Genomic DNA, 22221 nt, shown 5'->3' on the forward strand with positions numbered 1-22221 from the left:
TCGCCGCCGGTGCTCGAAAAGGGTCTCGGGCTCTCTCGTCGTGCTCAGAAGAGCGGGATCTCGCCGCTGTCGACCCGGGTGAGCAGGTTCTGGATGCGTTTCCAGATCGCCTCGATCTCGAACTTGGCGAGGCCGAGCTGCACGGTGTCGCCGGAGATCCGCACGCCTTCGTTGGGATTGAGGTTCTCGCCCGGCGGGACCGAGCGATAGATGCCGCGCCTCCCCTTCTCCAACTGCGCGACGACGCCGAGACGGTCGAGGTCTTCGCGGCGCAGCTCACGCAAGCGCTCGATCGAGTCCCGACGCAGGGCCGGCACGAAGATGACGTTCCAGCGATCGGCCAAGGGAAGGCGGAAGAGCTCTTCGAAAGCGATGTCGTTGTCGGGTGCGAAGACCTGCCGCCGCTCGAGCTCCTTCGAGACCAGGAAGTTGCTCGGCGTCGGATCGGCGTAGTCGATGAGATAGGTGAAAAGATTGAAGTTCGCGAGGTAGTAGGCGTAGGTCGGGTCCGAGACGAAGCGGGCCTCCTCGTAGAGGCTGTCGTCGAACCCGGTGTCGAGCAGCCAAATCTGTATCAGCCCGAGCACGCAGTTCGAGCCCGGCAAGGTCGGCTCGGAGGGACCGGCGCCGCCCTGCTCGTAGCGCGCGCGCGAAGCGCAGAAGGCGAGGGCCGTCGGCACCACGTAGTCCTCCGGGTCCAGAAAGAGCTTCTGGATCTGGTAGGCCGCAATCTGCCGGCGCGGGCTGTCGTTGTGGGCGTCCAGGGCCGTGGCGTCGAGGGTCGCCTTGCGCGGCATGTCCTTCCACTTGAAGCGAACGACCTTTCGTTCGCCCGGAGCGTCGGGGAACTTCAGCTCGATCGAACGCGCGCCGGAGCTTCCGTAGGCGGTGCGCTCGTCCGAAACGACCTCGAACTCCATGGCATCGAGGTCCTTGAGCAATTTGGCCTCGATGACATCCGGCGGGTAGGGCCAGTTCGGGAAGGACTTGGCCGCCGCCGGCCGCTCGGCCGATTCGAACTCGAGCGGCATACCGGTGTTCGCCGGGATGTTCACGCATCCGACGAGGCAGAGACCGAGCGCGGCACCCGCAGCGGCCGCCGTGAAGCCGGTCGCGCGATCGCGGGCGCTCCTCTGCCAGGATCTCAGCCCAGGGTCGGGTGCCGCGAAGGACCGCGCACTGTGGGTCGCGCGGCCTTTACAGCTCAGGTTCTCGGACCACATGGCTCCACCTTCCTTCCTGTTTCGTCCCTTTCCTCCGGTGAGACCGTCGCTCCCTTTCGGTGAAGGTCATTGAGGCATATGAAAGTCGCTCTCGAAGCCTGCCCTCGATCACACAGCCTAAGTCGTGCCTGACGCTCCATCTATCCGCTTTGCGCAGGTTTCGCTTGCGGCCCGCGGCCGCGGATTCCGGGTCACCATTGTGCTCTTCGCCACATTGCGGGCGCGCCACACAGGTTAACTTCGAGGGTCTATACCTGCGCGGAGAAGCTCGATGCGCTGGATCGCCTCGCTTTCGGTCTTCCTCATCCTCGGTGCCGTTTTCGGCACGCCGGTTGCCGCCCAGGACTGTGCACGTGATCCCGAGCTGGAGACGGCGGGTCGCCAGAGCTTCAGCCTGACGTTCTTGGCGCGAAACAAAATCGACGGGGTCACCCAGCCTTCGGGTCTGGCCCTTGCGGGCGACTGCGGTGGCCTCTGGACGATCAGCGACAAGAAGAACGAGATCTTCAAGCTCGATCTCGAGGGCGAAGTGATCGATGACGAGTCCTTTGAAGGCCCGGTCGAGGAATTGGAGGGGATCGCGCTCGATCACAGCGGGGGCTTCCTGCTGGTGGTGGACGAGGACAGCAACGAGATCGTCAAGTTCGCGCTCGCCGATCAGGCGGTTGCAGACCGGCGCCGTCTCGATCAGATGGCGGGCTTCGACCAGGTCGCCGCCGCCTTCGCCCAAGGCGATCCGAACAAGGGCCTGGAGGGCATCGCGTGGAACGGTGATACCGGCACGGTCTTTGTCCTGAAGGAGGGCGAGCCGGGCCTCCTGCTGGAGATCTCGGCGGACCTAAGGACGATCCGAAGCCACAGGACCCTGGACGGGCAGAACGGCTTTCGCGACCCCGGTCTGGACGACGACGAGATCGATTTCTCCGGGATCTTCTATGATCAGAGCCGGAGGGCCTTCTGGATCGTCAGCGACAAGGCTCAGCGGCTGTTCCTCTACGATTGGGCGGGCAACGCGGTGGTTCAGTCTGCGACCCTCGGCTACGGCAGGGAGGGCAAGTATCGAGAGATAGAGAAGGCGGAGGGCGTGGCCGTGGACCCGAAGTCGAAGCGTCTCTATGTCGTCAGTGACGACGAAGAGCGCCTTTACGTCTTCGATATCCGTCCGTGAGCGGACAACGGGACGACCGGAAGACGGCCTCGATCGCTTCTCCGGCCCCGCAAGACCTCCCGGCCGCAGCGAAGCGGGCCGCGGCCGGCCCGTCTCTGGGATGTGGCGCCCCGTGAGGCCGCCGCTATTCCCACAGCAGGAAGTAGCCGTAGGCGACCAGGAGTGCGGGTAGGGCGCTGTAGAGGGTCGCCAGCAGGGCGGCCTTGGGCGCCAGGGCCAGGGCCGGGAAGAGGGCGTCGCCATCGTTGCTGATCGCGTTGCCGAGCTGGGCGGAGAGCGGCAGGCTGCCGTTCAGGTAGAGGGTCGTGACCACGATCTGCGGCCCGCAGCCGGGCAGAAAGCCGACCAGGATCGCGGCCAGGGGCACCAGAGGCCCCCAGAGCGCGAAGGCCGCTGCCAGGTCGAGGCCGCTGAAGTGCACGCCCAGCTCGTAGGTCAGGAAGGCGAAGACCACCCAGGCGGTGATGAAGTTGGTGTCGGCGACGATCCGCTCGCCGAGTCCCTCGCGGCAGGTGTCGCCCTGAGCGGCCGACGGGGCCTCGCCGCGGGCCGCCCACATGCCCAGCGCCAGCAGGCTGCCGGCGAGGCCGATCCAAAGGCCCGGCTCGAAGCCCGCGGGCAGCGGGACCAGGACGCCGGGCTCGACCTGGAAGGCGTCCAGCAGGCCGAGCGTCAGCCCGGGGACCATCAGCAGCAGCCAGAAGGTGGCCAGGGGATTGCGTCGGGCTGGCTTGGTCGGCGGGGCATTGCAGCGGCCGGAGGCCGCCTGCTCGGGATGGCGGACCCGCAGGAAGTCCTGGCCGTGCAAGGCGTCGACGATCAGGCCGAAAAGCGTACCCACGACCAAGCCCAGGGCGGCCACGGCGAGGCCCGTGCGTGGCTCCATGGCCAGCAGCAGGAACATGGCGTCGCCAATGGTTGCGGTCAGGGTCGCGACCAGGGTGCCGAAGCTGACATGGCCCTTGGTGTACTGGGTGACGATCACGATCGCCCCGCCGCAGCCGGGAAACGCGCCCAGCAGGCCGCCGGCCGCCACCTGCCAGCGCCGCAGCCCGGCGAGGACTTGGCCGATATCGGCCTTGAAGGCCCGCTCCAGCCCGTAGACCAGGGCCAGGGTGCCGGCGACGAAGACCGCGACGGTGAGGTAGGCCTCGCTCAAGGCTTCGGCCGCGATCCGCAAGGTCTCCTGGGAGGAGAGCGCGACCGCGGCCAGGACGGCGAGCGCAAGATAGCGGGGCACGGCGCCGGCCGGCCGGGGGCCGAAGGCCTTGCGGCCCGAAGCACTCAGGTTCAGGGCGGCGACGAGCTGGGACATTCGTTGGCCTGCCTTTCCCTCCGGAAGTCATCGCGAATTAGAATTATTCTAGATATAGGGCCTTGCGTTTTTAAGACAATGTCGATTGTCTGTATTGAAACCATTGATAGCTTCTATCGAAGGCGGGCGTGAACCTCAGGGACCTCAGATATCTCGTGGCGGTGGCGGAGCAGCGGCATTTCGGCCGCGCCGCCGAGCTTTGCCATGTCAGCCAGCCGACCTTGAGCGCTCAGCTGAAGAAGCTCGAGGCGGAGCTCGGCGTGACGCTGCTGGAGCGGACCAACAAGTCGGTTGCCGTCACGCCCCTGGGGGCGGCCGTGGTGCAGCGCGCCCGGGCGGCCCTCGAGCAGGCCGACGCCATCCTCGAGGTCGCCAGAGCCGGCCGCGATCCCATGGCCGGGCCGCTGATCCTGGGCGTCATCCCGACCCTGGGGCCCTACCTGCTGCCCTGGATTCTGGCCCCGATCGGGCGCCGTTTTCCGGCGCTGGAGCTGGTGCTGCGCGAGGACCTGACCGACCGCCTTGTCAAACAACTGCGGGCCCACGAGATCGACGCTGCGCTGCTGGCGCTGCCGGTGACGGATCCGGAACTCGCCGCCCTGCCGCTCTTCGAGGAGCCCTTCTGGGTCGCCTTCCCGCCCGGCCACCGCTTCGCCGGCCAGGCCCGGATCGCCGAGAAGGACCTGCGGGCGGAGGATCTCTTGCTGCTCGCGGAGGGCCACTGCCTGCGCGACCAGGCGCTCTCGGTCTGCGGCCAGCGCGGGACGGCGCCGGCGGACCGGATCGGCAACCTGCAGGCGACCAGCCTGGAGACCCTGCGCCAGATGGTCGCCGCCGGCTACGGCTGCACCTTGCTGCCGGCCCTGGCGCTTCAGGCGCCACGGGCCCAGCGCAGTCCGGTCGACGCCAAGCAGCTGCGCGCCGCCGCGGCCTCGCGGCGCATCGCCATCGTGCATCGCCGCTCCTTCCCGCGCGTCGCCGGACTCGAGCAGCTCGCCACCTTCATCCGCGAAAAGCTCCCGAGCTCCGTCCGTGCCATCGACTGATCCGGCATCGGCCGTCGACCCGGCGGCCGCTCTTGCTCAATTACTAAAATTTTAGTATTTTAGAGCCGAAGGAGGTCCAGTGATGACCCGGCTCCTGATTCTCTGGCTGCTCGCCGAGGGCCCGCTGCACGGCTACCGGATCCAGAAGATCCTCGGCGATCCCGGCCTGGCCTTCTGGTTCCGGATCGAGGACGCCTCGATCTACGCCATGCTGCGCAGTCTGGTGAAGCAGGGCCTGGCCCGGATCCAGAGCCAGGAGCGGGAAGGCCAGCGCCCGAGCCGGACGGTCTATCGCATCACGCCGGCCGGCCGGACGGCGCTGCGCCGGGACCTGGAGGCCGGTTGGCGCGGGTTGGAGCCGAGCCGGGAACTCTTCGCCGCCGCCTTGGCCGCCGCCGACGAGCTGGAGGCCGAAGAGACCCGGCAGCTGCTGGCTGAGCGCCGGGAAGCGCTGGGCGAGCGGCGCGCCCGGCTCGGCCGGGTGGCGCGCAGTGCGCCTTCGGGCCTCCTTGCGCGCCGCGAGGCGGCGCTGCTCGACGCTGAGATCGCCTGGCTGGCGCAGGAGATCGAAGGCCCTTTACCGAACCAGGGAGAAACGCTGCCATGACTGACGACGCTAAGTCCAAGGACCGGGTCGACATCCAGATCATCGCCAACCTGGTGGTCCGCAACCCCGCGGGCGAGGTGCTTTTCGTCCGCTACGATCCGGAGAACGAGAAGTGGTGGCTGCCGGGCGGCGACGTCGCGCCCTTCACCCACCCCGACCAGACCCGCGACGAGACCCTGCAGGACTTCGCGACCCTGGAGGTCAGCGGGAGCCGCCTGAGCTTCGTGGAGTCCTTTCGCGGCCGTCGCGGATGGCACCTGGTCTTCCACTACGACGTGCGGGCCCAGGGCGAGCCGGTCGGCCTGCGGGAGGCCGCCTGGTTCCCGCCCGAAAGCCTGCCGCGCTCCGTGCACGGCCAGTGGGAGAAGAGCGTGGTCGCGCGGGTGTGCGGCGGTTAGGCGCGGCGGCAGGATCCAGGCTTGCGAGGCGGTGTTCGGGGCGCTAGCACGAAGGTCTGCCGGACCAGCGCGGGAGCCTTGCCTTGACCAGCGCCCTGATCGTCATCGACATGCAGCTCGGGTCCTTTACGCCCCGCAGCGTGAGGCATGACGTCCACAGCGTGGTCTCGCGGATCAACCTGCTGGCCGAAAGGGCGCGCTCCGGGAAAGGGCTGGTCGTCTTCGTGCAACACGATGGCCCGCCCGGCGATCCGCATCATCCCGATGCGCCGGGCTGGCACCTGTTGCCGGAGCTCAACGTGCAGGCCGGCGATCGCTTCGTCCGGAAGTCGGCTTGCGACGCCTTCCTCGGTAGCGGTCTCGAGGACCTCCTGCGGTCGGCTTCGGTCCGGCGGCTCGCGGTCACCGGCTGCGCCACCGACTTCTGCGTCGACACCACGGTCCGAAGCGCTCTGGCGCGCGGCTACCGGACGGTCGTGCCGAAAGACGGGCACACCACGGCCGACCGACCCTATCTCTCCGCCGAGAAGATCATCGAGCACCACAACGCGGTCTGGGCCGACTTCATTTCGCCGGCAGGTCCGGCAAGAGTCTGCGCGAGCCGGGAGGTCGCCTTCGACTGACGGCGGCCTCCGCCCGGCCTCCAGGCTCAGGTCACTTCCAGGTGATGCGGTACTTCACGATCCGGTCGTTGCCGCTGTCGGCGATCCAGGCGGTGTCGCCGCTCAGCTCGACGCCCTCGGGCGTCCGGAACCAGTTGACGCCCTTGCCCGAGGCGCCGTCGCCAAAGAGGCCGACGAGCGTGCCCTCTTCATTGCGCGCGCTGTCGCCCTGCCGCGCGGCGCCGACGAGCGCCCCGCCGGCACCGGGGCCCGTGGTGGCCCTGCCGTCGCCGATGACACCCAGAAGCCGGCCATCCTCGGCGATGACCTTGACGCTGTGGCTGTACTTGTCGGCCACGACCAGGGTGCCGTCGGGGGCGACGTCCAGGTAGCGCGGGCCGCTGAAGTCGTAGGGCGCGCCCTCGAGGACCGTCTTGGTCTCGAGGTCCGGGCTCATGCGGACCATCCGGTCGTTGGCCGCGTCGGCGATCCAGAGGTCGCCGTCGGGCGCGAACTCCAGGTCGTGCGGCGCCGAAAGGCCGCTGGTCTCCTTCTCGACAGCGCCGTCCCGGTAGACCACCAGGTTGCCGGTCCCGGCGCCGGTGACGTAGACCCGGCCGTCGCGCCCGACCAGCACGCCCTCCGGCTTGCGCAGGCCGCCGGCGATCTCACCGACCAGCTTGCCCTCGGTGCCCTCGAGCTCGTAGACGGTGACGCGGTGGTTGTGGGTGTCGGCGACGTAGAGCCGGCCCTCGGCGTCGAAGTCGACGTCGTGGGTGCCGTCCTGGTGGTCCGCCCCGAAGTGGCCGAGCAGTTCCAGGCTCTCGGCGTCGAGGACCACGACGCGGTCGTTGCCGACGTCGGAGACGAAGAGCCGCTTTCCGTCGGGCGAGAGCTTCACGTCGTGGGGATTGTCGAGCTCGACCGTGCTGGCCGAAAGGAAGGCCGCCTCGAAGGCGGCCGCGTTCCACGGCAGCGTCCAGAGGCAGAACGCGGCAGCCAAGACCGGCCATCTCATTCCCGGATCCTCCGTCGGTTTGGTCTTGCAGTCTGAATGTAGGGCCCTGGGTAGAGGATGGAAGGTCCCGAGGCGGCAGGGTTCGGCGCTATCCGGCGATCAGATAGGGGCCGAAGATGAGCCAGGCCATGACCACGGCGCCGAGGGCGCAGATCAGGACGGCGGCCGCGGCGACGTCCTTGGCGCGCTTGACCGAGGCGTGGAAGTCGGGCGAGACCACGTCGCAGAGGTGCTCGAAGGCCGTGTTCATGGTCTCGGCGAGCCAGACCATCGCGATGGTCAGAACCAGCCACTTCCAGTCGGCGCCGTCGAGCCCCAGCGCGATGCCGGCGGCGATCGCGAGGAGCGTCGCCACGGCGTGGAGCCAGGCGTTGTGCTGGGTCCGCAGCATGAAGCCGAGGCCGCTGAAGGCGTGACGGAAGCTGCCCGCCCGCTCCCTGAAGCTGAAGCCTGCCAAGGTCCTATCCCTCCCGCTTGTCGTCCAGTCGCCAGGCCGACGCGCCGTCCCGCGCCCGGCCGGTGAGCCGTCGTAGGACGCCGAAGCCGAGCGCCAGGACGCCGGCGGTCACGATACAGCACAGCATTCTAGAAGCGCACCCGGAGCTCCGAGCGTCCGGCGAGCCGGACCGCGATCTTGGCCCTGCCCTCTGCGTCGGCGCGGCCGGATCCGGAGGCGCAGCCCTCGCAACGGAAGGCGGCCCCGGGGGCAAAGCCGGCCAGGGGCAGGACGAAGGTCCCATCGCCCCGGCCGGGGTAGAGCACGGCCCGCAGGCTGCGGTCCTGCCAGTGCGCGGCGGCGACCAGGCAGTCGGGATAGGCCTCGGTGTCGATGACCGGACCCGGCGTCGCGGCGGGCGGCCTGTCGAGCAGCCTGGCCAGGCCCTCGGCACTGCCGAAGCGCGCCATCAGCTCGACCGCATGCGCCCAGACCGAGGCCTTCTCCCGGTGGATGACGCCGCCGTGGGATCGGCCGGGACAGGCTGCCTCCAGGGCTGCCAGCGCCAGCTCGGCGACCTCCTTGTCGCCCATCTGCACCGCGGCGGCGGCGACCCCGGCATAGCTGGTGGCGCGCGAAAACCGGTAGTCGCCGGTGTCGATCGTCCAGAAGCGGCGGGTCTTCAGGGCGCCCTCGGCGGTCAGCATGTCCCGCCGGGCCAGGATCCAGAGCCGCAGCGCCTCTTCCGGCAGGGCCGCGCCGTAGAAGACGCAAGGGAATGCCTCGGCGACCGCGCCGCCGATCTGCGGCGCGGCGATCCCGGTATAGGTCGAGCGGAAGGGCACCAGCCGGCCCGCGGGCGTCGTCAGCTCGCGGTGCAGCGCCGCCCGGAAGCGCGGCGCGATCGCCGGCCAGGCCGCACGACCGAACTGCCGGTCGTGGGCCATCACCGCCGTGGCGCCGATCCCGTTGCACAGCGGATAGACCCAGTTCGGCTCGCAGGCCATGAGGAGATAGGGCGAGCGGCGCCAGCCCGCCTTGAGGGCGGCGATCAGGCCGTGGAAGTCGTGGGCGAAGGTTCGGCCGTCGGGATGGCGCAAGGCGAAGGCCCCGGGCTCGGAGAACCGCAGGTCGCCGCTCGCCGCCTGGTAGTAAGCGATCTGGGCGGCGACGAAGCCGGCGTACATGATGTTGTCCCGCGGCACCGGGTCGGCGCCGGCCCGCAGGTTGCCCCAGAGGTTCTCCCGGCGCCAGTAGCGCCAGACCCGGTGGTCGCGCTGCTTGTCGATCAGGTTGTGCTGGGCCCGGGCGAGGTAGCCGCGGAAGGCCGGCAGGTACCTGGCCTGCGCGAATGCCAGGGCGTAGCCGGCAAAGCAGAGCTGATAGCGGACCGCCGAGGTCTGGAACTGCTCGATCCACTGGAAGCCCTCGAAGGCGTCGATGGGCTGGAGCGCCCGGTCGAGCAGGAAGCGCAGGCGCGCTAGCTCGGCCTGGCTCAGCTCGGCCGGTCCCGGCGCGCGTGCCGCAGCCTTCAGCCGCTCGACCTGGGCCGGCCGCTGCGCCGCGACGTCGCGCGCGTTCCGGCGTCCGGCCCGCTTTCCCGATGTGCGCAGGACCGCTGCGCCCAAGGTGCCCAGTAGGATGAAGCCGGCGATGCCGCCGGGCAGCCAGAGGAAGGCGCCGGCTTCGCCCGAAGGCCCGCAGATCGCGGGATGGTTCATGGCCAGGGCGGCCAGGGCGGCGGCCAGCCAGACCAGCGGCGCGACCATCACGTTCCCGGTCGCGAACCAGATAAACAGGCCGAGCCCGAAACCGACGAAAGTGCCCAGCGTCAAGGCGATGTGGAGGGCGCTCTCCACCGGACCGCTGCCGGTCCGGGCGAGGAGGCCGCCCCCGGGCAGCATGAGGCCAAGCCCGAAGGCGCGCCAACCCGGCGCCGCCGCGGTCTGGACCAGCAGCAGCCCGGTGCCGAAGAGGCCGGCATAGACCGCAGCCAGCCGGGCCAGGCGGAAGCGGGTGGCCGGTCCCCAGGCTCCGAGATAGGGGCCTGGCCCTCGACAGTCATTCGCCGGCATGTGCTCCGCTCCTCGATGACAGGCCGCGCGACAGAGGTGGTGCCATCGGGGACCTTGTTCACGCCAGTGGTCTCGAAACCCCTTTTGACTGAGAATTGCTGGGCCAGAATTGCGGCCGGTTTCGTCTGGCCGTGAGACCAAGTGTGGCGCTTCTTGGCCTTTTCTTGCTACAGCCCGCGGCGTCGAAGGCCTAAACCGTAGCCAGGCTGCGCTTTGCGGCCGCCTCCTGGCGGGGCGGATCGCCGGGAGCCGACGCAGACTGTGATCACGGTAAGAAATAGGGGTTAGAGCAGCCTGCGTTCATTCGAACGCAGATGAGCTGCTCTATCTATCTGAAATAAATAGAATTATCTGCGCTCAATTGAGTCCAATCGAGCGCAGTTTGATCTAGGCCGCCTTGACCGACTCCAGGAACGCTTCGATCTCTTGGCGAAGCTTGCTGGCCTGCGCGGACAGATCGGAGGCCAAGCCAGACACCTTGCCGGCCGCCTTGCTGGTTTCATCCGTCGCCGCGTCGACGTTGGAGATGTTGTCCGTGACTTGGGAGGTCCCGTTGGCGGCGCGCTGAACGCTGGTCGAGATTTCCCGAGCCGCGGCGCCTTGCTCCTCGACGGCGCTCGAAATCGCCGTGGCGATCCCGGCCATTTGCTCGATCGTTCCGTTGACGGTTTCGATCGCGGTCACGGCCTGCTGGGTCGAGCTTTGCATCGCGGAGATCTGCTGGCCGATCTCCTCTGTCGCCTTTGCAGTCTGGTTGGCCAAGGACTTGACCTCGCCGGCCACCACGGCGAAGCCCTTGCCGGCATCGCCGGCGCGGGCCGCCTCGATCGTGGCGTTCAGAGCCAGAAGATTGGTCTGCTCGGCGATGTCCTGGATGAGGCTGACGACCGCGCCGATCTTTTCCGCCGCGTCGGCCAGCTCCCGCATCGTCCCGCTGGTCCGACCGGCTTCGTCCATGGCCTTGCTGGAGATATCGGTCGACTGCACGACCTGTCGCCCGATCTCGGCGATCGCGCCTTGCAGCTCCTCGGACGCGGCTGCCACGGTTTGCGTGTTCGAGGACGCCGATTCGGCCGAACTCGCCGCGGAGCTCGACAGCCTTCGGGTCGCTTCCGCTGCGTCGTTCATCTTCTCCGCCGTTTCCTCGAGTTGCGAGGAGACGGAGGTCACCGCGCCGAGGACCTGGCCGACGGTCGTATCGAAGTTGCCGATCATCGCCTCGATGGTGCCAGCCCGAGCTTCCTGGGCCGCGCGCTGTTCGCTGCGCTGTGCTTCCAGGCTCTCCCGTTCGATTGCGTTCTTCTTGAAGACCAGGACCGCGCGGGCGATGTCGCCGATCTCGTCCTTGCTCCCGACGGACGGTACGTCCTGATCCGTATCGCCGGCCGCCAGAGCGGTCATGGCTCGGGTCATACTCTTGAGAGGACGGCCGATACTGCGTCCGATCACGAGCGCCAGGGCGAAAGTGAAGGCGAGCACCAGCAAGCCGGCGGTCAGAAAGACGCTTCGGGTCAGACCGCGTGCCGACGCGAGAGAGGCCTCGGCAGCGACCAATCCCTCGGTCCCGGCCGCGAAGACATGAACGAAGTCCTCTCCCATGCCGGCGAAGATCTCGCTGAGCGACGCCGTCTCCTTCCGCAGCGCCAGAGAGGCCTTGGCCCAGGCGTGAAAGCCCTTCTGGTAGTCGTCCATCCGGGCCGACACCTCGTCCTTGAAGGAGGATGGCAAGTCGTTCGCGGCAAGCAGGGCATCGAATTCCTGGCGCCGCTTGTCTAAGCGGCCGATGTACTTCTCCGCGCCCCTGAGCATGAAATCCTTCTCGTGACGCCGCATCATCAGCATCTTGATGGTCAGCGCATCGAGGTTGGCTTCCTTAAGCTTCGCCTCCACGGCATGCACGGCGGCCCGGAGAGTCCCTTGCAGGCCGCTCTTCTCGTTGAGGCCGAGCTGCTCATGAAGGCCGACAACCGTCCGGAACTGATCCGCATGTTCGGAGACGCCTCCGATCAAGCGCTCGACTTCCGCGCCGACCGGCGCGGCGACAGCCATGGTCCTCATTTCCTGGAGCGATTCGAGGACCCCTGCGGCTGCCTCTTCGTACTTCTCCGCGTACTCGAGATCGCGCCGGAGGATGAAGTCCTTCTCCCTGCGGCGCATCTGCAAGGCGCCGATTTCCACCCGCTGCGCAGCCTGGGCCAGAAGCGCATGCTGGTGCAGGGTTTCGAAGGCTCGCCCGGCACTGACGTCGCCGTAGAGGTAGACGGCACCCAGGATGGCGACGCAGACGGCGCTCAAGGCGGACAGGAAACCTATTCGAATCGAGATCGGGAAGCGGTCCAGGAAACTTGGCAGGCTCGGCAACGGCATGTCAATCGCCCTACTCTTTGTGATAGATAATTAGTTATATCTAATTGGTTAAGCGCTGCTGAAGCTTCGCCTTATCAAACCGCTCTTCGGGTTTCCCGAAGGCTGGAGTCCGGGCGGAGAGAGGGTTCCGGTGCCTCACGAGGGACTGTCGACAAGCCGAGCGGCTTGACAGGCCGCGCCTGCCGACTAACAATAAACCAGATGGTTAAATATCGGCCACAAGACCTCGATGCCGTGTTTTCCGCCCTGGGCGATCCGACCCGGCGGGCGATCCTGGCCCGCCTGGCGCTGGGGGCGGCCAGCGTCGGCGACTTGGCGGCGCCCCACGAGATGTCGCTGCCGGCGGTCTCCAAGCACCTGCGGGTGCTGGAGACGGCGGGGCTGCTGCGCAAGGAGAAGGACGGCCGGGTCGTCCGCTGCCGCCTGGAGGCTGCGCCGCTGCGCGACGCCGCCGCCTGGATCGCCGAGTACCGGCGCTTCTGGGAGGCCCGGCTCGACGCCCTGGCCGACTATCTGGACGGCCTGGACGAGGGCGCCGGCGGCCCAAGCCCCGACAAGAAGAGAGGATGAGACCATGGGACAGTTCCACGAACAGCGCCTGCCGGGCGAGAGCGACGACTACCGGGCGGCGCGGGACCGGCTGCTGAAGGCCGAGATGGACCTGCGGCGCCAGGTCGAGGCGGTCGCCGCCCAGCGCCGGGACCTGCCGCGCGGCGGTGCTCTGAAGGAGGACTACGTCTTCGAGGAGGGCGGTGCCGATCTCGCCGACGGCGAGACGGTGATCCGGACCCGGCTCTCGGAGCTCTTCGCGCCCGGCATGGACAGCCTGGTCATCTACGGCTTCATGTACGCCCCGGAAGGCCAGCCCTGTCCGATGTGCAACGCCTTCCTCGACAGTCTGAACGGCAACGCGGCGCACATCGGCCAGCGGATCAACCTGGCGGTGGTGGCCAAGGCGCCGATCGGGCGGGTCCGCGACTGGGCGCGGCGGCGCGGCTGGCACAACCTGCGGCTCCTGTCCTCCGGCGGCTGCAGCTACAACGGCGACTACCTCGCCGAGACCCCGGCGGGCGATCAGCTGCCGATCGTGAACGTCTTCCAGAAGACCGAGGAGGGCATCTGCCACCGCTACGCCTCGGAGATGTTCTTTGTGCCTGCGGAGCCGGGCCAGAACCCGCGCCACGTCGACCACCTCTGGCCGCTGTGGAACCTGCTCGACCTGACGCCCGAAGGGCGCGGCAGCGACTGGTATCCGGGCTACGCCTACGACTGAACGGAAAGGACCCCAACATGACCACCACCTACGAAGGCGGCTGCCTCTGCGGCGCGGTGCGCTACGCCTGCGAGGCCGAGCCGGTGGCGACGGTGAACTGCCACTGTCGGGATTGCCAGAAGACCTCCGGCGGCCCCTACATCTCGGGCATGGTCATCCCGGCGGCGGCCTTCAGCTTCACCGGTGAGGTCACCTGGTTCTCGACCACGGCGGACAGCGGCAGGCGCTCTCAACGAGGCTTCTGCCCGACCTGCGGCAGCAGCCTCTTCGGCCGGCCCGAAGCCGGCGGCCTGGTCTTCGTCCACGCCAGCACCCTGGACGACGCCTCCTGGTTCAAGCCGGCGATCGACATCTTCACCTCGAGCGCCCAGCCCTGGGACGTCATGGACCCGGCGCTCGCCAAGTTCGAGAAGATGCCGTCGATGGACGAGGGGTGAAGCGGGAGGCGGGACGCCGGCGGCCGCCCCTGCGGTGCCGCCGCGTCCGGCCTTCCGACGGTGCCTTGACAAGCGGCCCGTTTGTTCCCTTTATGTTCTCATAATGTGGCCGCCGGGCCCGAGCCGCGGCCCAACAGCTTCAGTGACAGGCGTGCTGGAACCCTCGGCATGGCAGAGATCGCCTCCATCCTTCACGCGGACCTGGACGCCTTCTACGCCTCGGTCGAGCAGCTGCTCGACCCGTCGTTGCGCGGCCGGCCGATCGCCGTCGGCGGTGGCGTGGTGCTCGCGGCCTCCTACGAGGCCAAGGCTTTCGGAGTTCGCAGCGGCATGCCAGGGCGCCGGGCGCGTGCGCTTTGTCCGGGACTGCGCTTCGTCAGGGGCCGCTTCGAGGACTATCAACGCCTGGGCGATGCCGCCATCGGAGTGCTCGGCGATTTCACCCCCCTGGTCGAGCGGATCTCGATCGACGAGGCCTTTGCCGACGTCGCCGGCTCGGTCCACATCTTCGGTCCTCCGGAGGAGATGGCGAAAACCATCCGAAGCCGCGTGCGGGCGGAAGTCGGACTGCCGATCTCCCTGGGCGTGGCGCAGACCAAGCACCTCGCGAAAATCGCCTCGCAGGTGGCGAAGCCCGACGGCCTGGTCGTTGTCGCTCCCGGGACGGAGCAGGAGTTCCTGCGCGATCTGCCCGTCGAGCTGATGTGGGGCGTGGGCCCGGTCGCCAAGGCGCGGCTCGCCGACAGGGGCATCTTCACCATCGGCCAGATGGCGCAGACCTCGGGCCGGTCCCTGGAGCGTCTGCTGGGCCGGGCGGCGGGAGGCAAGCTGGCGGCCTTGGCGCGGAATCGGGATCCGCGGGAAGTCGTCACCCGCCGTCGGGCGCGCTCGGTCGGGGCGCAGTCGGCGCTCGGCAGGAAGCCGGCATCGGCGGAGGTCTTCAGGCCCACATTGCTCCATCTCGCCGACCGGGTGGCCTCGCGGCTCCGGACCAAGGTCCGGGCCGGTCGGACGGTGACGGTGCGGGTCCGCTTCGCCGACCTGCGCGCGGTGACCCGCGCCCTGACCCTGCCCGCGGCCATTTCCTCGACAGCGACCCTGGCCGAGGTCGCGGAGGAGCTGGTGCGGAGCGCCTTGGCCGATCATCCCGAGGAAAGGACCATCTCGCTGCTCGGGATCTCGGTGTCGGGTCTCGAGGCGGAGGCGGCGCTGCAGCTGGATCTCCCGCTTCACCTGGCGGACGAAAAGCGCCGGCCCGGATCCGAGAAAGGCGCCGCGCGCTGGGCGGTCGACCGTGCCGTCGATGCGGTCCGCGATCGCTTCGGGCGAGAGTCGATCGGCTACGGGTCGGTCGTCCTGGGCGCGCGACACGCCGTCCCCGACGCCTTTCGCGAACTCGCCGAGAAGGAGCTGTGACCGGATCATCGAAGCGGCGAGGCCGGCGCCTTTGCGAGGGTCGCCGTTAAGCTGGAAGGGTGATGCTGGCCAGGTCTTTGGGCGACCGAGTGATGACCTCCGGCCGCTCGCCGACGACGACCGTGTCGTCGACCCGGAAGCCGCCCAGGCCGTAGACGTAGATGCCGGGCTCGGCCGAGTAGACCTCGCCGGTCTCGAGCGGGCGCTCGTTGAAGGCCATGTCCTCCGGGTACTCGTGGCCGATCAGGCCGATGCCGTGGCCGGTGCGGTGGCGGATGTGGCTGCCGTAGCCGGCCTCCTCGATGACGCCGCGGGCCGCGTCCTCGATGGCCCGCACCGGCCTGCCCGTGACCATCTGGGCGATCGCGGCCTCGTTGGCGGCCAGGGCGGCGTCGTAAAGCCGGGCCTGCTCGTCGCTGGGCGGGCCGCAGAAGTAGGTGCGCTCGTTCTCGATCACCAGGCCGTTGAGGCGCGGGATCACGATGTTGACCAGGCCGTGGCCCTCCTCGATGCGCAGGCCGGTCAGCGCGCCGTTGCCGTGGGGCGAGGCCGAGGCTGGGCCGGTCAGGGTGTAGCCGCGGACCTCCAGGTGCTCGCCGGGAAAGCGCTGGGCGGCTTCCTCGAAGATCGCGGCGTGCATGGCGGCGTCGAGCTCCTGGACCAGGCGGCCGGGACGGATCGCCTCGCGGTAGCGTTCCTGCGCCCAGTCCGAAAGCGCGGCGGCGGCGCGCATCAGCTCCAGCTCCTCGGGATGCTTGCGCCAGCGCAGGGCGCGCAGCTCGGCGGTTCGGGCCTCGACCGCGAGCTCGGGCAGGTGCTCGGCGACGCTGGCCAGCGGCGCGGTCAAGGCATCTGCGCCGAGGCGTCCGGCCGTCAGGGCGCGCCGGCGCAGGGCCTCGGCCAGGATCTCGCTCCAGGCCGTGACCAGGCGCTTGGCGTTGGAGCGGCCGATGTGCTCGTCGTAGAAGACCGCCTCCTCGACCCAGAGCTGGCCGCGCTCTTCCGCCATGCGCCAGTGATGGGTCGAGAGCTCGTTCAGCAGGGCGAAGGGCGCGCCCGCCTGTGGGACCACCAGCGCGACCGGCCGCTCCCAGGTCTGGACGTCCAGGTTGAAGTTGCTCGCGAACTGGAGGAAGTCGGCCTGGGTAAAGACCAGGCCGTCGAGACCCTCTTCGATCATCAGGGCCTGCATGGCTTCGCGCCGCGTCTCGTAGACGGCTCTGCTCAAGAAGGCCATGGCTTGCGCTCCCCTGGTTCTTGCCCGAGCGGGGCAGGCTAGCAGAGCGGTTGCGGGGACAGAAGGCCGCGTGCCGCGGCGCGGACCTGCGAGGGTCCGGCCGCTGGTTTCGTGATGGGGATCAGCCGACGAAGAGGATGATGAAGGCGACGATCAGGGCGAAGAGGGCGATGGCCTCGGTGAGCGCGAAGCCCATCAGGCCGACCGGCTGCACCTTATCGCCGGCGACGGGGTTGCGGGCCACCGAGGATATCCAGTCGCCGAAGATTCTGCCGAGGGCGAGGGCGACGCCGAAAAGCGGCAGCAGGGCAATGGCCGCGGCCAAAAGCCTGATGCTTTGGTCAGTCATCTCAAGGTCTCCTTTCGTCGATGCGCGAAGTCTTCGCGGTCAATGGGCGTGCAGAGAATCGCGGAGGTAGATCGAGGTGATGAGGATGAAGATGTAGGACTGGATCACGAAGATCATGATCTCGAAGCCGTAGAGCACGGCCATCATGATCACAGGGAAGACCGAGAGGCCGATCCCCACGCCGCCGAGCGCCTCGACCATCATCACGCAGAAGTCGGCGAAAAGCTTGATCATGATATGCCCGGCCAGGATATTGGCGAAAATCCGGACACCCAGGGTGATGGGCCGGAAGAGGTAGGAGATCACCTCCACGGTCACCAGGACCGGCGCGATGTAAATAGGTGTCCCGGCCGGGAGGAAGAGCCGGAAGAATCCCAGGCCCTGGGTTTGCAGCGCCAGGACGTTGACGTAGATGAAGACCAGTAGCGCCAAGGCGAGCGTGACCACCAGATGGCTGGTGAAGGTGAATTTGACCGGCGTCAGGCCGAAGAGGCTGCCGAAGAGGATGAAGACGAAGAGCGCAAACACCAGGGGGATCGCCGGCCGCGCCTCCGGCCCGGCGGTCTTGACCACGGTGTTCGCGACGAAGGCGTAAACCCCCTCGGCGGCCGCCTGCATGCGGCCGGGGACCATGGCCCGCCTGCGGGCGCCGTAGGTTAGGAAGGCGATGACCAGGATCGCCGTCGTCACCATCGCCTGCGCCGAGGTGGTGAAGGAGAGGTCCAGCCCGAAGGCTTCGATCGGGATCAGGACGTCCAGCTCGAACTGCCTGATCGCGTAGGGCGCCTCCGGTTCGTAGCTGGCCATCCGCGCGCTCCCCTCTCAACCCTTCCTCCATCGCTCCGGCCCGGCGCGTCACACCAGGGCGCAGTCGCTCTGCGCGCGCGCCTCGGCGGCATCCCCCTCCAGGCCCGGCCGCCGGTCGCCGGCGGTCGCCTGGATTGCCTCTCTGCCCTGCGTCTGCCGATCGTCGATCTGCCAGGTGCCGGGAAGCTGGCCGCCTCCTTCGCCCAGGCAAGCGGGCAACCCGCCGTCGCCCGCCGAGAGCGGCCCCGCGATCAGCAGGGAGGTGCCGAGGCAGAATGAGACCGCAGTGATCGTCCGGTGTGCGCGCATCATAGGGTTGGTCCTCTGCAGCGTGATCCCGCGGTGCCGAGCGCACCGCCATTTCAGGTCGATATAGCGGCGCGCCGATCGGAAGCCATTCGGGAAGGACGCGGCTGCTGATCGGCCTTTTCTATCGATCCGGCCGCCGGCCCGCGCGACGCGCCTGAAAGGTGGAAACGATCACCGCCGGGTCCGACTTCGATTGGCCCGATGGCCGATGCGCGTCCACGTCTCGAGCGTGACGGAAGCAGCGGGGCCGCTGCCCGGGATCAACCACGCGAATTTTTTTCGGCGCGGCCCAAGGAGCGATGATGAAAAGGTTCAGGAAAATCCTGCTGGTCTGTGATCGCGAGAGCGAGCACGACGAACTGCTGGCGCGGGCCGTCTCGCTGGCCAAGTCCAACGAGGCTCAGTTGACCCTGATCGATCCCTTGGGTTCGGAGCCGGGCGAGCTCTCGGCCGTCTTCGCCGCGCTGCCGGGCGCCCGTGGCCAGGAGGTCGAGCACGAGGTGCTGAGCTTCCATCGCGCCCGGCTTTCCGCCATCGGGGCTTCGATCACGGCGCAGGGGGTGGAGGTCCGGACCCTGGTCCCGCAGGGCATCGCCTTCATCGAGATCATCCGCGAGGTCTTGCGTGGCGGCCACGACTTGGTGATGAAGGGTGCCGAAGGCGGCAGGGCGGACGGTCCGCAGGTCTTCGGCAGCACGGATCTGCATCTCCTGCGCAAGTGCCCTTGCCCGGTTTGGATCATGAAGAGGGGCGTGGAGCCCAGCTACGCGCGGATCCTCGCGGCGATTGACCCGGACCCCGGGAACGACGAGAAATCGGCCCTCGACAGGCTAATCCTCGACCTCGCGACCTCCCTCTCCGAGATCGACGACAGTGAGCTGCACGTCGTTCACGCCTGGCGACTGGTCGGCGAGGAGTCCTTCCGCCACAGCGCCTTCCTGCGCTCGAGCGAGGCGGAGATCGACCGGCTCCTCGAAGAGGAGAAAGGACGGCACCGCAGCCGTCTCGATGCTGCGCTCGAAGGCTACCGCATCGAAGATCGCGCGGAGCGGGTCCATCTGCTGAAGGGCGACGCAGGCTGGTTGATCCCCGAGCTGGCCCGCGACAAAGGCGCGGAGCTGATCGTCATGGGCACCGTCGGCCGGACCGGGCTGAGCGGCTACTTCATCGGCAACACCGCCGAGGCGATCCTCGGCCAGGTCGACTGCTCGGTGCTCGCGGTGAAGCCGCCCGGATTCCGGACCCCCGTGCGTCTGGAGGGCTGAGCGGTCCCACGCCTCTCGCCGGAAGGGCCGCTGCGGGCTCTCGTTTGATCTTGATTTCCTATCAAGCTGCCGCGTAGCTTCGATTGTGACCATCAAGCCCTCGGACCCATATCCCGGCTCTTAGGAGTTGGAGACGAGAGCTAAGGCGGGATCATGAGGCTTCCGGGGTCGGGCGAGGAGCAGGAGATTTCAGCAAGCGGCCGGGACGCGCGAGCTGCCTGGGGCGGCCTGCTCCTGGCCGCGCTTCCGGCCGGGCTGGCCTCGCTCTTCGCCATCCAGATTCCCGCAGTGGCCGGCGGCGAGGTGCTAAGGCTGAGCGCCGACTGGGTGCCGAGTCTGGGAGTCAGCCTGGCCTTCCTGCTCGACGGCTTGAGCCTGACCTTTGCGCTGCTGATCACCGGCATCGGCAGTGTCGTCCTTCTCTACTCGGGCGCCTATCTCGGCGGTCACCCTCATCTCGGCCGCTACTACCTCTACCTCTTGTCCTTCATGGTGGCGATGCTCGGCCTGGTCCTCGCCGACAACCTGATTACGCTCTTCGTGTTCTGGGAACTGACGACCATCACCTCCTACCTGCTGGTCGGCTTCGATCACGGCGCGGCCAAATCGCGGCGGGCCGCCCTGCAGGCCCTTCTGGTAACGGGCGCGGGCGGCCTGGCGCTGTTGGCCGGGCTGATTCTGCTCGGCACGGCGGCGGGCAGCTTCGAGATTTCGCAGATCGTCGCCTCGGGCGCGCTGCTCCGGGAGCACGCGCTCTACCTGCCGATCCTGGTCCTGGTCCTCCTGGGCGCCTTCACCAAGTCGGCCCAGGTGCCCTTCCATTTCTGGCTGCCCAACGCCATGGCAGCGCCGACCCCGGTCAGCGCCTATCTGCACTCCGCGACCATGGTCAAGGCCGGCATCTACCTGCTGGCGCGCCTGCATCCGGCGCTGAGCGGGACCGAAGCCTGGATTTGGAGCCTGACGGTCTTCGGCGCGGTCACCGCGGTCTGGGCCTCGGTCCTGGCTTTGCGCCAGACCGACCTCAAGCTGGTGCTGGCCTACACCACGGTCATGGCGCTGGGCACCTTGACGATGTTCCTGGGCGCCGAGGCGACGGTCGCCGTCGCGGCCGCGATGACCTTCCTGATCGTCCACGCCTTCTACAAGGCGGCCCTCTTCCTGGTCGTCGGCATGGTCGACCACGCCAGCGGGACGCGGGAGGTTCAGCGGCTGCGCGGCTTGGCCCGGGCGATGCCTTTGACGGCCGCGGCCGCCGCCCTGGCCGCGCTCTCCATGGCCGGCTTTCCGCCCTTCCTCGGCTTCATCGGCAAGGAGCTGAAGTACGAGGGCGCCCTGGCCATCGCCTCCGAGCCGCTGCTGGTCGCCTCCGCCGCGGTGCTCGCCAACGCCCTGATGGTCGCCGCGGCGGCGATCGTCGCGCTGCGGCCCTTCTACGGTCCGCCCGCGGCAACGCCGAAGCCGCCGCAGGAGGCCCCCGTCCAGATGTGGATCGGGCCGCTTCTCCTCGCGACCCTCGGCCTGAGCTTCGGCCTGGCCCCTTCGCTGATCGCCGACGTCTTCGTGCAGCCGGCCGTCACCGCCATCCTCGGCCGGCCGGAGACGGTCAAGCTGGCGCTCTGGCACGGCATCAACCTGCCGCTCATGCTCAGCCTGCTCACCTTCGCGCTGGGCATCGCGGTCTACGCCGTCCATCGGCGCGTCCGCGCGGCCTTGTTCGCGGCCGAGGCTCGGCTGCCGGTTACAGCCGACCGGGGCTGGGACCGCCTGCTCGACGGACTCAAAGCGGTCGCCGCCGTACAGACCCGGGTGCTGCAGAGCGGCCGCTTGACCAGCTACCTCCTGGTCGTCTTCGTGACCCTGACGCTCGCCCTGGGCGGCAGCCTGCTCCTGACCGATGCCCTGCGCCTGCCCGAGGCGCTGCCGCGCCTGCTCCCACGGGAGTGGGGCCTGCTCGCCCTGGTGGCGGTCGGCGCCGTCCTGGCCGCCGGCACCCGCTCGCGCCTGGCGGCGATCTGCGCCCTGGGCGTGGTCGGGGTCGGGATCGCCCTGCTCTTCGTCAGCTTCGGTGCGCCCGACCTCGCCATCACCCAGCTGCTGGTCGAGACCCTGGTCGTGGTCCTGCTGGCCGTGCTGATGGTCCGGCTGCCGGGCTTCGGCGCGATCCGCGAGGCCGCGACCTGGCGCCGCCGCCGGGACGCCTTGGTGGCGCTGGGTCTGGGCGCGGCGGTCGCCGCCGTCCTGCTGGCGGTGGTCGCGACCCCGCTCGACCGCGAGCTCACCGCCTACTTCGAATCCACCAGCCTGCCCGAGGCCTTCGGCCGGAACATCGTCAACGTCATCCTGGTCGACTTCCGCGCCCTCGATACCTTCGGCGAGATCGCCGTGGTCGTGGTCGCCGCGCTGGCCGCCTTCGCGCTGCTCCGCGGCGCCGCCGGCCGGGAGGCGCCGAGATGAACTCCCTGATCCTCGGCGCCGCGACCCGGGTCCTGGTCGCGCTCATGCTGCTGTTCTCGGTCTACATGCTGCTGCGCGGCCACAACGAGCCCGGCGGCGGCTTCATCGGCGGCCTGATCGCGGCGATCGGCTTCGCTCTCTATGCCATCGCGCAGGGCACCGCGGCGGCCCGCGCGGCCTTGCGGATCGATCCGCGGGACCTCGGCATGATCGGCCTGGGGCTCGCCCTGCTGGCCGGCCTCTTCGCAGCGGTCTTCGGCGAGCCGCCTTTCACCGGCCAGTGGTGGTTTTTCGGCGGCACCGGGGACGACAAGGGTTTGCCGCTCAGCAGCGTCCTGGTCTTCGACATCGGTGTCTACCTTGTGGTCGTCGGCGCGGTCCTGACCCTGGTCTTCGCCCTAGAAGAAGAGGTCTGA

Annotated in this window: 23 protein-coding genes; 12 read left to right on the forward strand and 11 right to left on the reverse strand. The window is 68.6% G+C overall.

Annotated features, from left to right (window positions below; genetic code table 11):
• Nucleotides 1-44: 44 nt before the first annotated feature.
• Complete coding sequence (locus tag QNJ30_09515; GenBank protein ID MDJ0943692.1) at nucleotides 45-1223, reverse strand: hypothetical protein; 1179 nt, start codon at nucleotides 1221-1223, stop codon at nucleotides 45-47.
• Between the two features lie 271 nt (nucleotides 1224-1494).
• Between QNJ30_09515 and QNJ30_09520 the strand changes: the two genes are divergently transcribed.
• The gene (locus QNJ30_09520; protein MDJ0943693.1) at nucleotides 1495-2391 is read left to right on the forward strand and encodes an SdiA-regulated domain-containing protein; all 897 of its coding nucleotides are present in this window, start codon (nucleotides 1495-1497) and stop codon (nucleotides 2389-2391) included.
• Between the two features lie 124 nt (nucleotides 2392-2515).
• On the opposite strand, the gene QNJ30_09525 is transcribed toward QNJ30_09520, so the two are convergent.
• A complete protein-coding gene (locus QNJ30_09525; GenBank protein MDJ0943694.1) occupies nucleotides 2516-3706 on the reverse strand; it encodes a putative manganese transporter in 1191 nt (396 codons plus the stop codon).
• A 128-nt stretch (nucleotides 3707-3834) separates the two neighbouring features.
• On the opposite strand from QNJ30_09525, the gene QNJ30_09530 reads away from it, so the two are divergent.
• From QNJ30_09530 to QNJ30_09545, 4 genes are all read left to right on the forward strand, one after another.
• A complete protein-coding gene (locus QNJ30_09530) occupies nucleotides 3835-4752 on the forward strand; it encodes a LysR substrate-binding domain-containing protein (protein ID MDJ0943695.1) in 918 nt (305 codons plus the stop codon).
• Nucleotides 4753-4834: 82 nt separating this feature from the next.
• Complete coding sequence (locus tag QNJ30_09535) at nucleotides 4835-5359, forward strand: PadR family transcriptional regulator (GenBank protein ID MDJ0943696.1); 525 nt, start codon at nucleotides 4835-4837, stop codon at nucleotides 5357-5359.
• Nucleotides 5356-5757, forward strand: coding sequence for a hypothetical protein (locus QNJ30_09540; GenBank protein MDJ0943697.1), 402 nt, complete (start codon nucleotides 5356-5358; stop codon nucleotides 5755-5757). The genes QNJ30_09535 and QNJ30_09540 overlap by 4 nt, the downstream gene beginning before the upstream one ends.
• Nucleotides 5758-5840: 83 nt before the next feature.
• Nucleotides 5841-6380 carry a cysteine hydrolase family protein gene (locus QNJ30_09545; GenBank protein ID MDJ0943698.1) on the forward strand — a complete coding sequence of 180 codons (540 nt, stop codon included), beginning with the start codon at nucleotides 5841-5843 and terminating at the stop codon, nucleotides 6378-6380.
• 31 nt (nucleotides 6381-6411) lie between these two features.
• Here QNJ30_09545 and QNJ30_09550 read toward each other — a convergent pair whose 3' ends face one another.
• From QNJ30_09550 to QNJ30_09570, 5 genes are all read right to left on the reverse strand, one after another.
• On the reverse strand, nucleotides 6412-7377 hold the full coding sequence (locus QNJ30_09550) for an NHL repeat-containing protein (GenBank protein ID MDJ0943699.1): 966 nt from the start codon (nucleotides 7375-7377) through the stop codon (nucleotides 6412-6414).
• 88 nt (nucleotides 7378-7465) lie between these two features.
• Nucleotides 7466-7834 carry a diacylglycerol kinase family protein gene (locus QNJ30_09555; protein ID MDJ0943700.1) on the reverse strand — a complete coding sequence of 123 codons (369 nt, stop codon included), beginning with the start codon at nucleotides 7832-7834 and terminating at the stop codon, nucleotides 7466-7468.
• A 4-nt stretch (nucleotides 7835-7838) separates the two neighbouring features.
• Nucleotides 7839-7961 carry a hypothetical protein gene (locus tag QNJ30_09560; protein ID MDJ0943701.1) on the reverse strand — a complete coding sequence of 41 codons (123 nt, stop codon included), beginning with the start codon at nucleotides 7959-7961 and terminating at the stop codon, nucleotides 7839-7841.
• Nucleotide 7962: 1 nt separating this feature from the next.
• Nucleotides 7963-9888, reverse strand: a complete 1926-nt coding sequence (locus tag QNJ30_09565; GenBank protein MDJ0943702.1) for a hypothetical protein — start codon at nucleotides 9886-9888, stop codon at nucleotides 7963-7965.
• Between the two features lie 387 nt (nucleotides 9889-10275).
• Nucleotides 10276-12255, reverse strand: a complete 1980-nt coding sequence (locus QNJ30_09570; protein MDJ0943703.1) for a methyl-accepting chemotaxis protein — start codon at nucleotides 12253-12255, stop codon at nucleotides 10276-10278.
• A 201-nt stretch (nucleotides 12256-12456) separates the two neighbouring features.
• Here QNJ30_09570 and QNJ30_09575 point away from each other — a divergent pair, with 201 nt between their 5' ends.
• The 4 genes from QNJ30_09575 (at nucleotide 12457) to dinB (ending at nucleotide 15381) form a co-directional block, all read left to right on the forward strand.
• A complete protein-coding gene (locus QNJ30_09575) occupies nucleotides 12457-12825 on the forward strand; it encodes a metalloregulator ArsR/SmtB family transcription factor (GenBank protein MDJ0943704.1) in 369 nt (122 codons plus the stop codon).
• A gap of 4 nt (nucleotides 12826-12829) precedes the next feature.
• Nucleotides 12830-13528, forward strand: a complete 699-nt coding sequence (locus QNJ30_09580; GenBank protein MDJ0943705.1) for a DUF899 family protein — start codon at nucleotides 12830-12832, stop codon at nucleotides 13526-13528.
• Nucleotides 13529-13545: 17 nt separating this feature from the next.
• A complete protein-coding gene (locus tag QNJ30_09585) occupies nucleotides 13546-13965 on the forward strand; it encodes a GFA family protein (GenBank protein ID MDJ0943706.1) in 420 nt (139 codons plus the stop codon).
• A gap of 168 nt (nucleotides 13966-14133) precedes the next feature.
• A complete protein-coding gene (gene dinB / locus QNJ30_09590; GenBank protein MDJ0943707.1) occupies nucleotides 14134-15381 on the forward strand; it encodes a DNA polymerase IV in 1248 nt (415 codons plus the stop codon).
• A 46-nt stretch (nucleotides 15382-15427) separates the two neighbouring features.
• On the opposite strand, the gene QNJ30_09595 is transcribed toward dinB, so the two are convergent.
• From QNJ30_09595 to QNJ30_09610, 4 genes are all read right to left on the reverse strand, one after another.
• Nucleotides 15428-16618 (reverse strand): Xaa-Pro peptidase family protein, encoded by a 1191-nt coding sequence (locus QNJ30_09595; GenBank protein ID MDJ0943708.1) that lies wholly within the window; start codon nucleotides 16616-16618, stop codon nucleotides 15428-15430.
• Between the two features lie 121 nt (nucleotides 16619-16739).
• Nucleotides 16740-16967 (reverse strand): F0F1 ATP synthase subunit C, encoded by a 228-nt coding sequence (locus QNJ30_09600; GenBank protein ID MDJ0943709.1) that lies wholly within the window; start codon nucleotides 16965-16967, stop codon nucleotides 16740-16742.
• A 39-nt stretch (nucleotides 16968-17006) separates the two neighbouring features.
• A complete protein-coding gene (locus QNJ30_09605; protein ID MDJ0943710.1) occupies nucleotides 17007-17774 on the reverse strand; it encodes a F0F1 ATP synthase subunit A in 768 nt (255 codons plus the stop codon).
• Between the two features lie 48 nt (nucleotides 17775-17822).
• Complete coding sequence (locus QNJ30_09610; protein MDJ0943711.1) at nucleotides 17823-18086, reverse strand: hypothetical protein; 264 nt, start codon at nucleotides 18084-18086, stop codon at nucleotides 17823-17825.
• A 299-nt stretch (nucleotides 18087-18385) separates the two neighbouring features.
• On the opposite strand from QNJ30_09610, the gene QNJ30_09615 reads away from it, so the two are divergent.
• The 3 genes from QNJ30_09615 to QNJ30_09625 all read left to right on the forward strand — a co-directional run bounded on the left by QNJ30_09615 (nucleotide 18386) and on the right by QNJ30_09625 (nucleotide 22221).
• A complete protein-coding gene (locus QNJ30_09615) occupies nucleotides 18386-19348 on the forward strand; it encodes a universal stress protein (GenBank protein ID MDJ0943712.1) in 963 nt (320 codons plus the stop codon).
• Between the two features lie 153 nt (nucleotides 19349-19501).
• Nucleotides 19502-21805: a putative monovalent cation/H+ antiporter subunit A gene (locus QNJ30_09620; protein MDJ0943713.1), complete on the forward strand. Its 2304-nt coding sequence runs from the start codon at nucleotides 19502-19504 to the stop codon at nucleotides 21803-21805.
• On the forward strand, nucleotides 21802-22221 hold the full coding sequence (locus tag QNJ30_09625; protein ID MDJ0943714.1) for a Na+/H+ antiporter subunit B: 420 nt from the start codon (nucleotides 21802-21804) through the stop codon (nucleotides 22219-22221). Before QNJ30_09620 ends, QNJ30_09625 begins: the two co-directional genes overlap by 4 nt.

The sequence above is a fragment of the Kiloniellales bacterium genome, assembly GCA_030066685.1.
Lineage (GTDB): Bacteria > Pseudomonadota > Alphaproteobacteria > Kiloniellales > JAKSBE01 > JAKSBE01.

Excerpts from the sequence above, each read along its gene's own strand:
- QNJ30_09575 (MDJ0943704.1), top strand. The coding sequence starts at position 12,457 with ATGGTTAAATATCGGCCACAAGACCTCGATGCCGTGTTTTCCGCCCTG.
- QNJ30_09625 (MDJ0943714.1), top strand. The coding sequence starts at position 21,802 with ATGAACTCCCTGATCCTCGGCGCCGCGACCCGGGTCCTGGTCGCGCTC.
- QNJ30_09610 (MDJ0943711.1), bottom strand. The coding sequence starts at position 18,086 with ATGATGCGCGCACACCGGACGATCACTGCGGTCTCATTCTGCCTCGGC.
- QNJ30_09520 (MDJ0943693.1), top strand. The coding sequence starts at position 1,495 with ATGCGCTGGATCGCCTCGCTTTCGGTCTTCCTCATCCTCGGTGCCGTT.
- dinB (MDJ0943707.1), top strand. The coding sequence starts at position 14,134 with ATGGCAGAGATCGCCTCCATCCTTCACGCGGACCTGGACGCCTTCTAC.
- QNJ30_09605 (MDJ0943710.1), bottom strand. The coding sequence starts at position 17,774 with ATGGCCAGCTACGAACCGGAGGCGCCCTACGCGATCAGGCAGTTCGAG.
- QNJ30_09600 (MDJ0943709.1), bottom strand. The coding sequence starts at position 16,967 with ATGACTGACCAAAGCATCAGGCTTTTGGCCGCGGCCATTGCCCTGCTG.
- QNJ30_09595 (MDJ0943708.1), bottom strand. The coding sequence starts at position 16,618 with ATGGCCTTCTTGAGCAGAGCCGTCTACGAGACGCGGCGCGAAGCCATG.
- QNJ30_09560 (MDJ0943701.1), bottom strand. The coding sequence starts at position 7,961 with ATGCTGTGCTGTATCGTGACCGCCGGCGTCCTGGCGCTCGGCTTCGGC.
- QNJ30_09580 (MDJ0943705.1), top strand. The coding sequence starts at position 12,830 with ATGGGACAGTTCCACGAACAGCGCCTGCCGGGCGAGAGCGACGACTAC.
- QNJ30_09540 (MDJ0943697.1), top strand. The coding sequence starts at position 5,356 with ATGACTGACGACGCTAAGTCCAAGGACCGGGTCGACATCCAGATCATC.
- QNJ30_09550 (MDJ0943699.1), bottom strand. The coding sequence starts at position 7,377 with ATGAGATGGCCGGTCTTGGCTGCCGCGTTCTGCCTCTGGACGCTGCCG.
- QNJ30_09535 (MDJ0943696.1), top strand. The coding sequence starts at position 4,835 with ATGACCCGGCTCCTGATTCTCTGGCTGCTCGCCGAGGGCCCGCTGCAC.
- QNJ30_09565 (MDJ0943702.1), bottom strand. The coding sequence starts at position 9,888 with ATGCCGGCGAATGACTGTCGAGGGCCAGGCCCCTATCTCGGAGCCTGG.
- QNJ30_09525 (MDJ0943694.1), bottom strand. The coding sequence starts at position 3,706 with ATGTCCCAGCTCGTCGCCGCCCTGAACCTGAGTGCTTCGGGCCGCAAG.
- QNJ30_09620 (MDJ0943713.1), top strand. The coding sequence starts at position 19,502 with ATGAGGCTTCCGGGGTCGGGCGAGGAGCAGGAGATTTCAGCAAGCGGC.
- QNJ30_09515 (MDJ0943692.1), bottom strand. The coding sequence starts at position 1,223 with ATGTGGTCCGAGAACCTGAGCTGTAAAGGCCGCGCGACCCACAGTGCG.
- QNJ30_09570 (MDJ0943703.1), bottom strand. The coding sequence starts at position 12,255 with ATGCCGTTGCCGAGCCTGCCAAGTTTCCTGGACCGCTTCCCGATCTCG.
- QNJ30_09615 (MDJ0943712.1), top strand. The coding sequence starts at position 18,386 with ATGAAAAGGTTCAGGAAAATCCTGCTGGTCTGTGATCGCGAGAGCGAG.
- QNJ30_09585 (MDJ0943706.1), top strand. The coding sequence starts at position 13,546 with ATGACCACCACCTACGAAGGCGGCTGCCTCTGCGGCGCGGTGCGCTAC.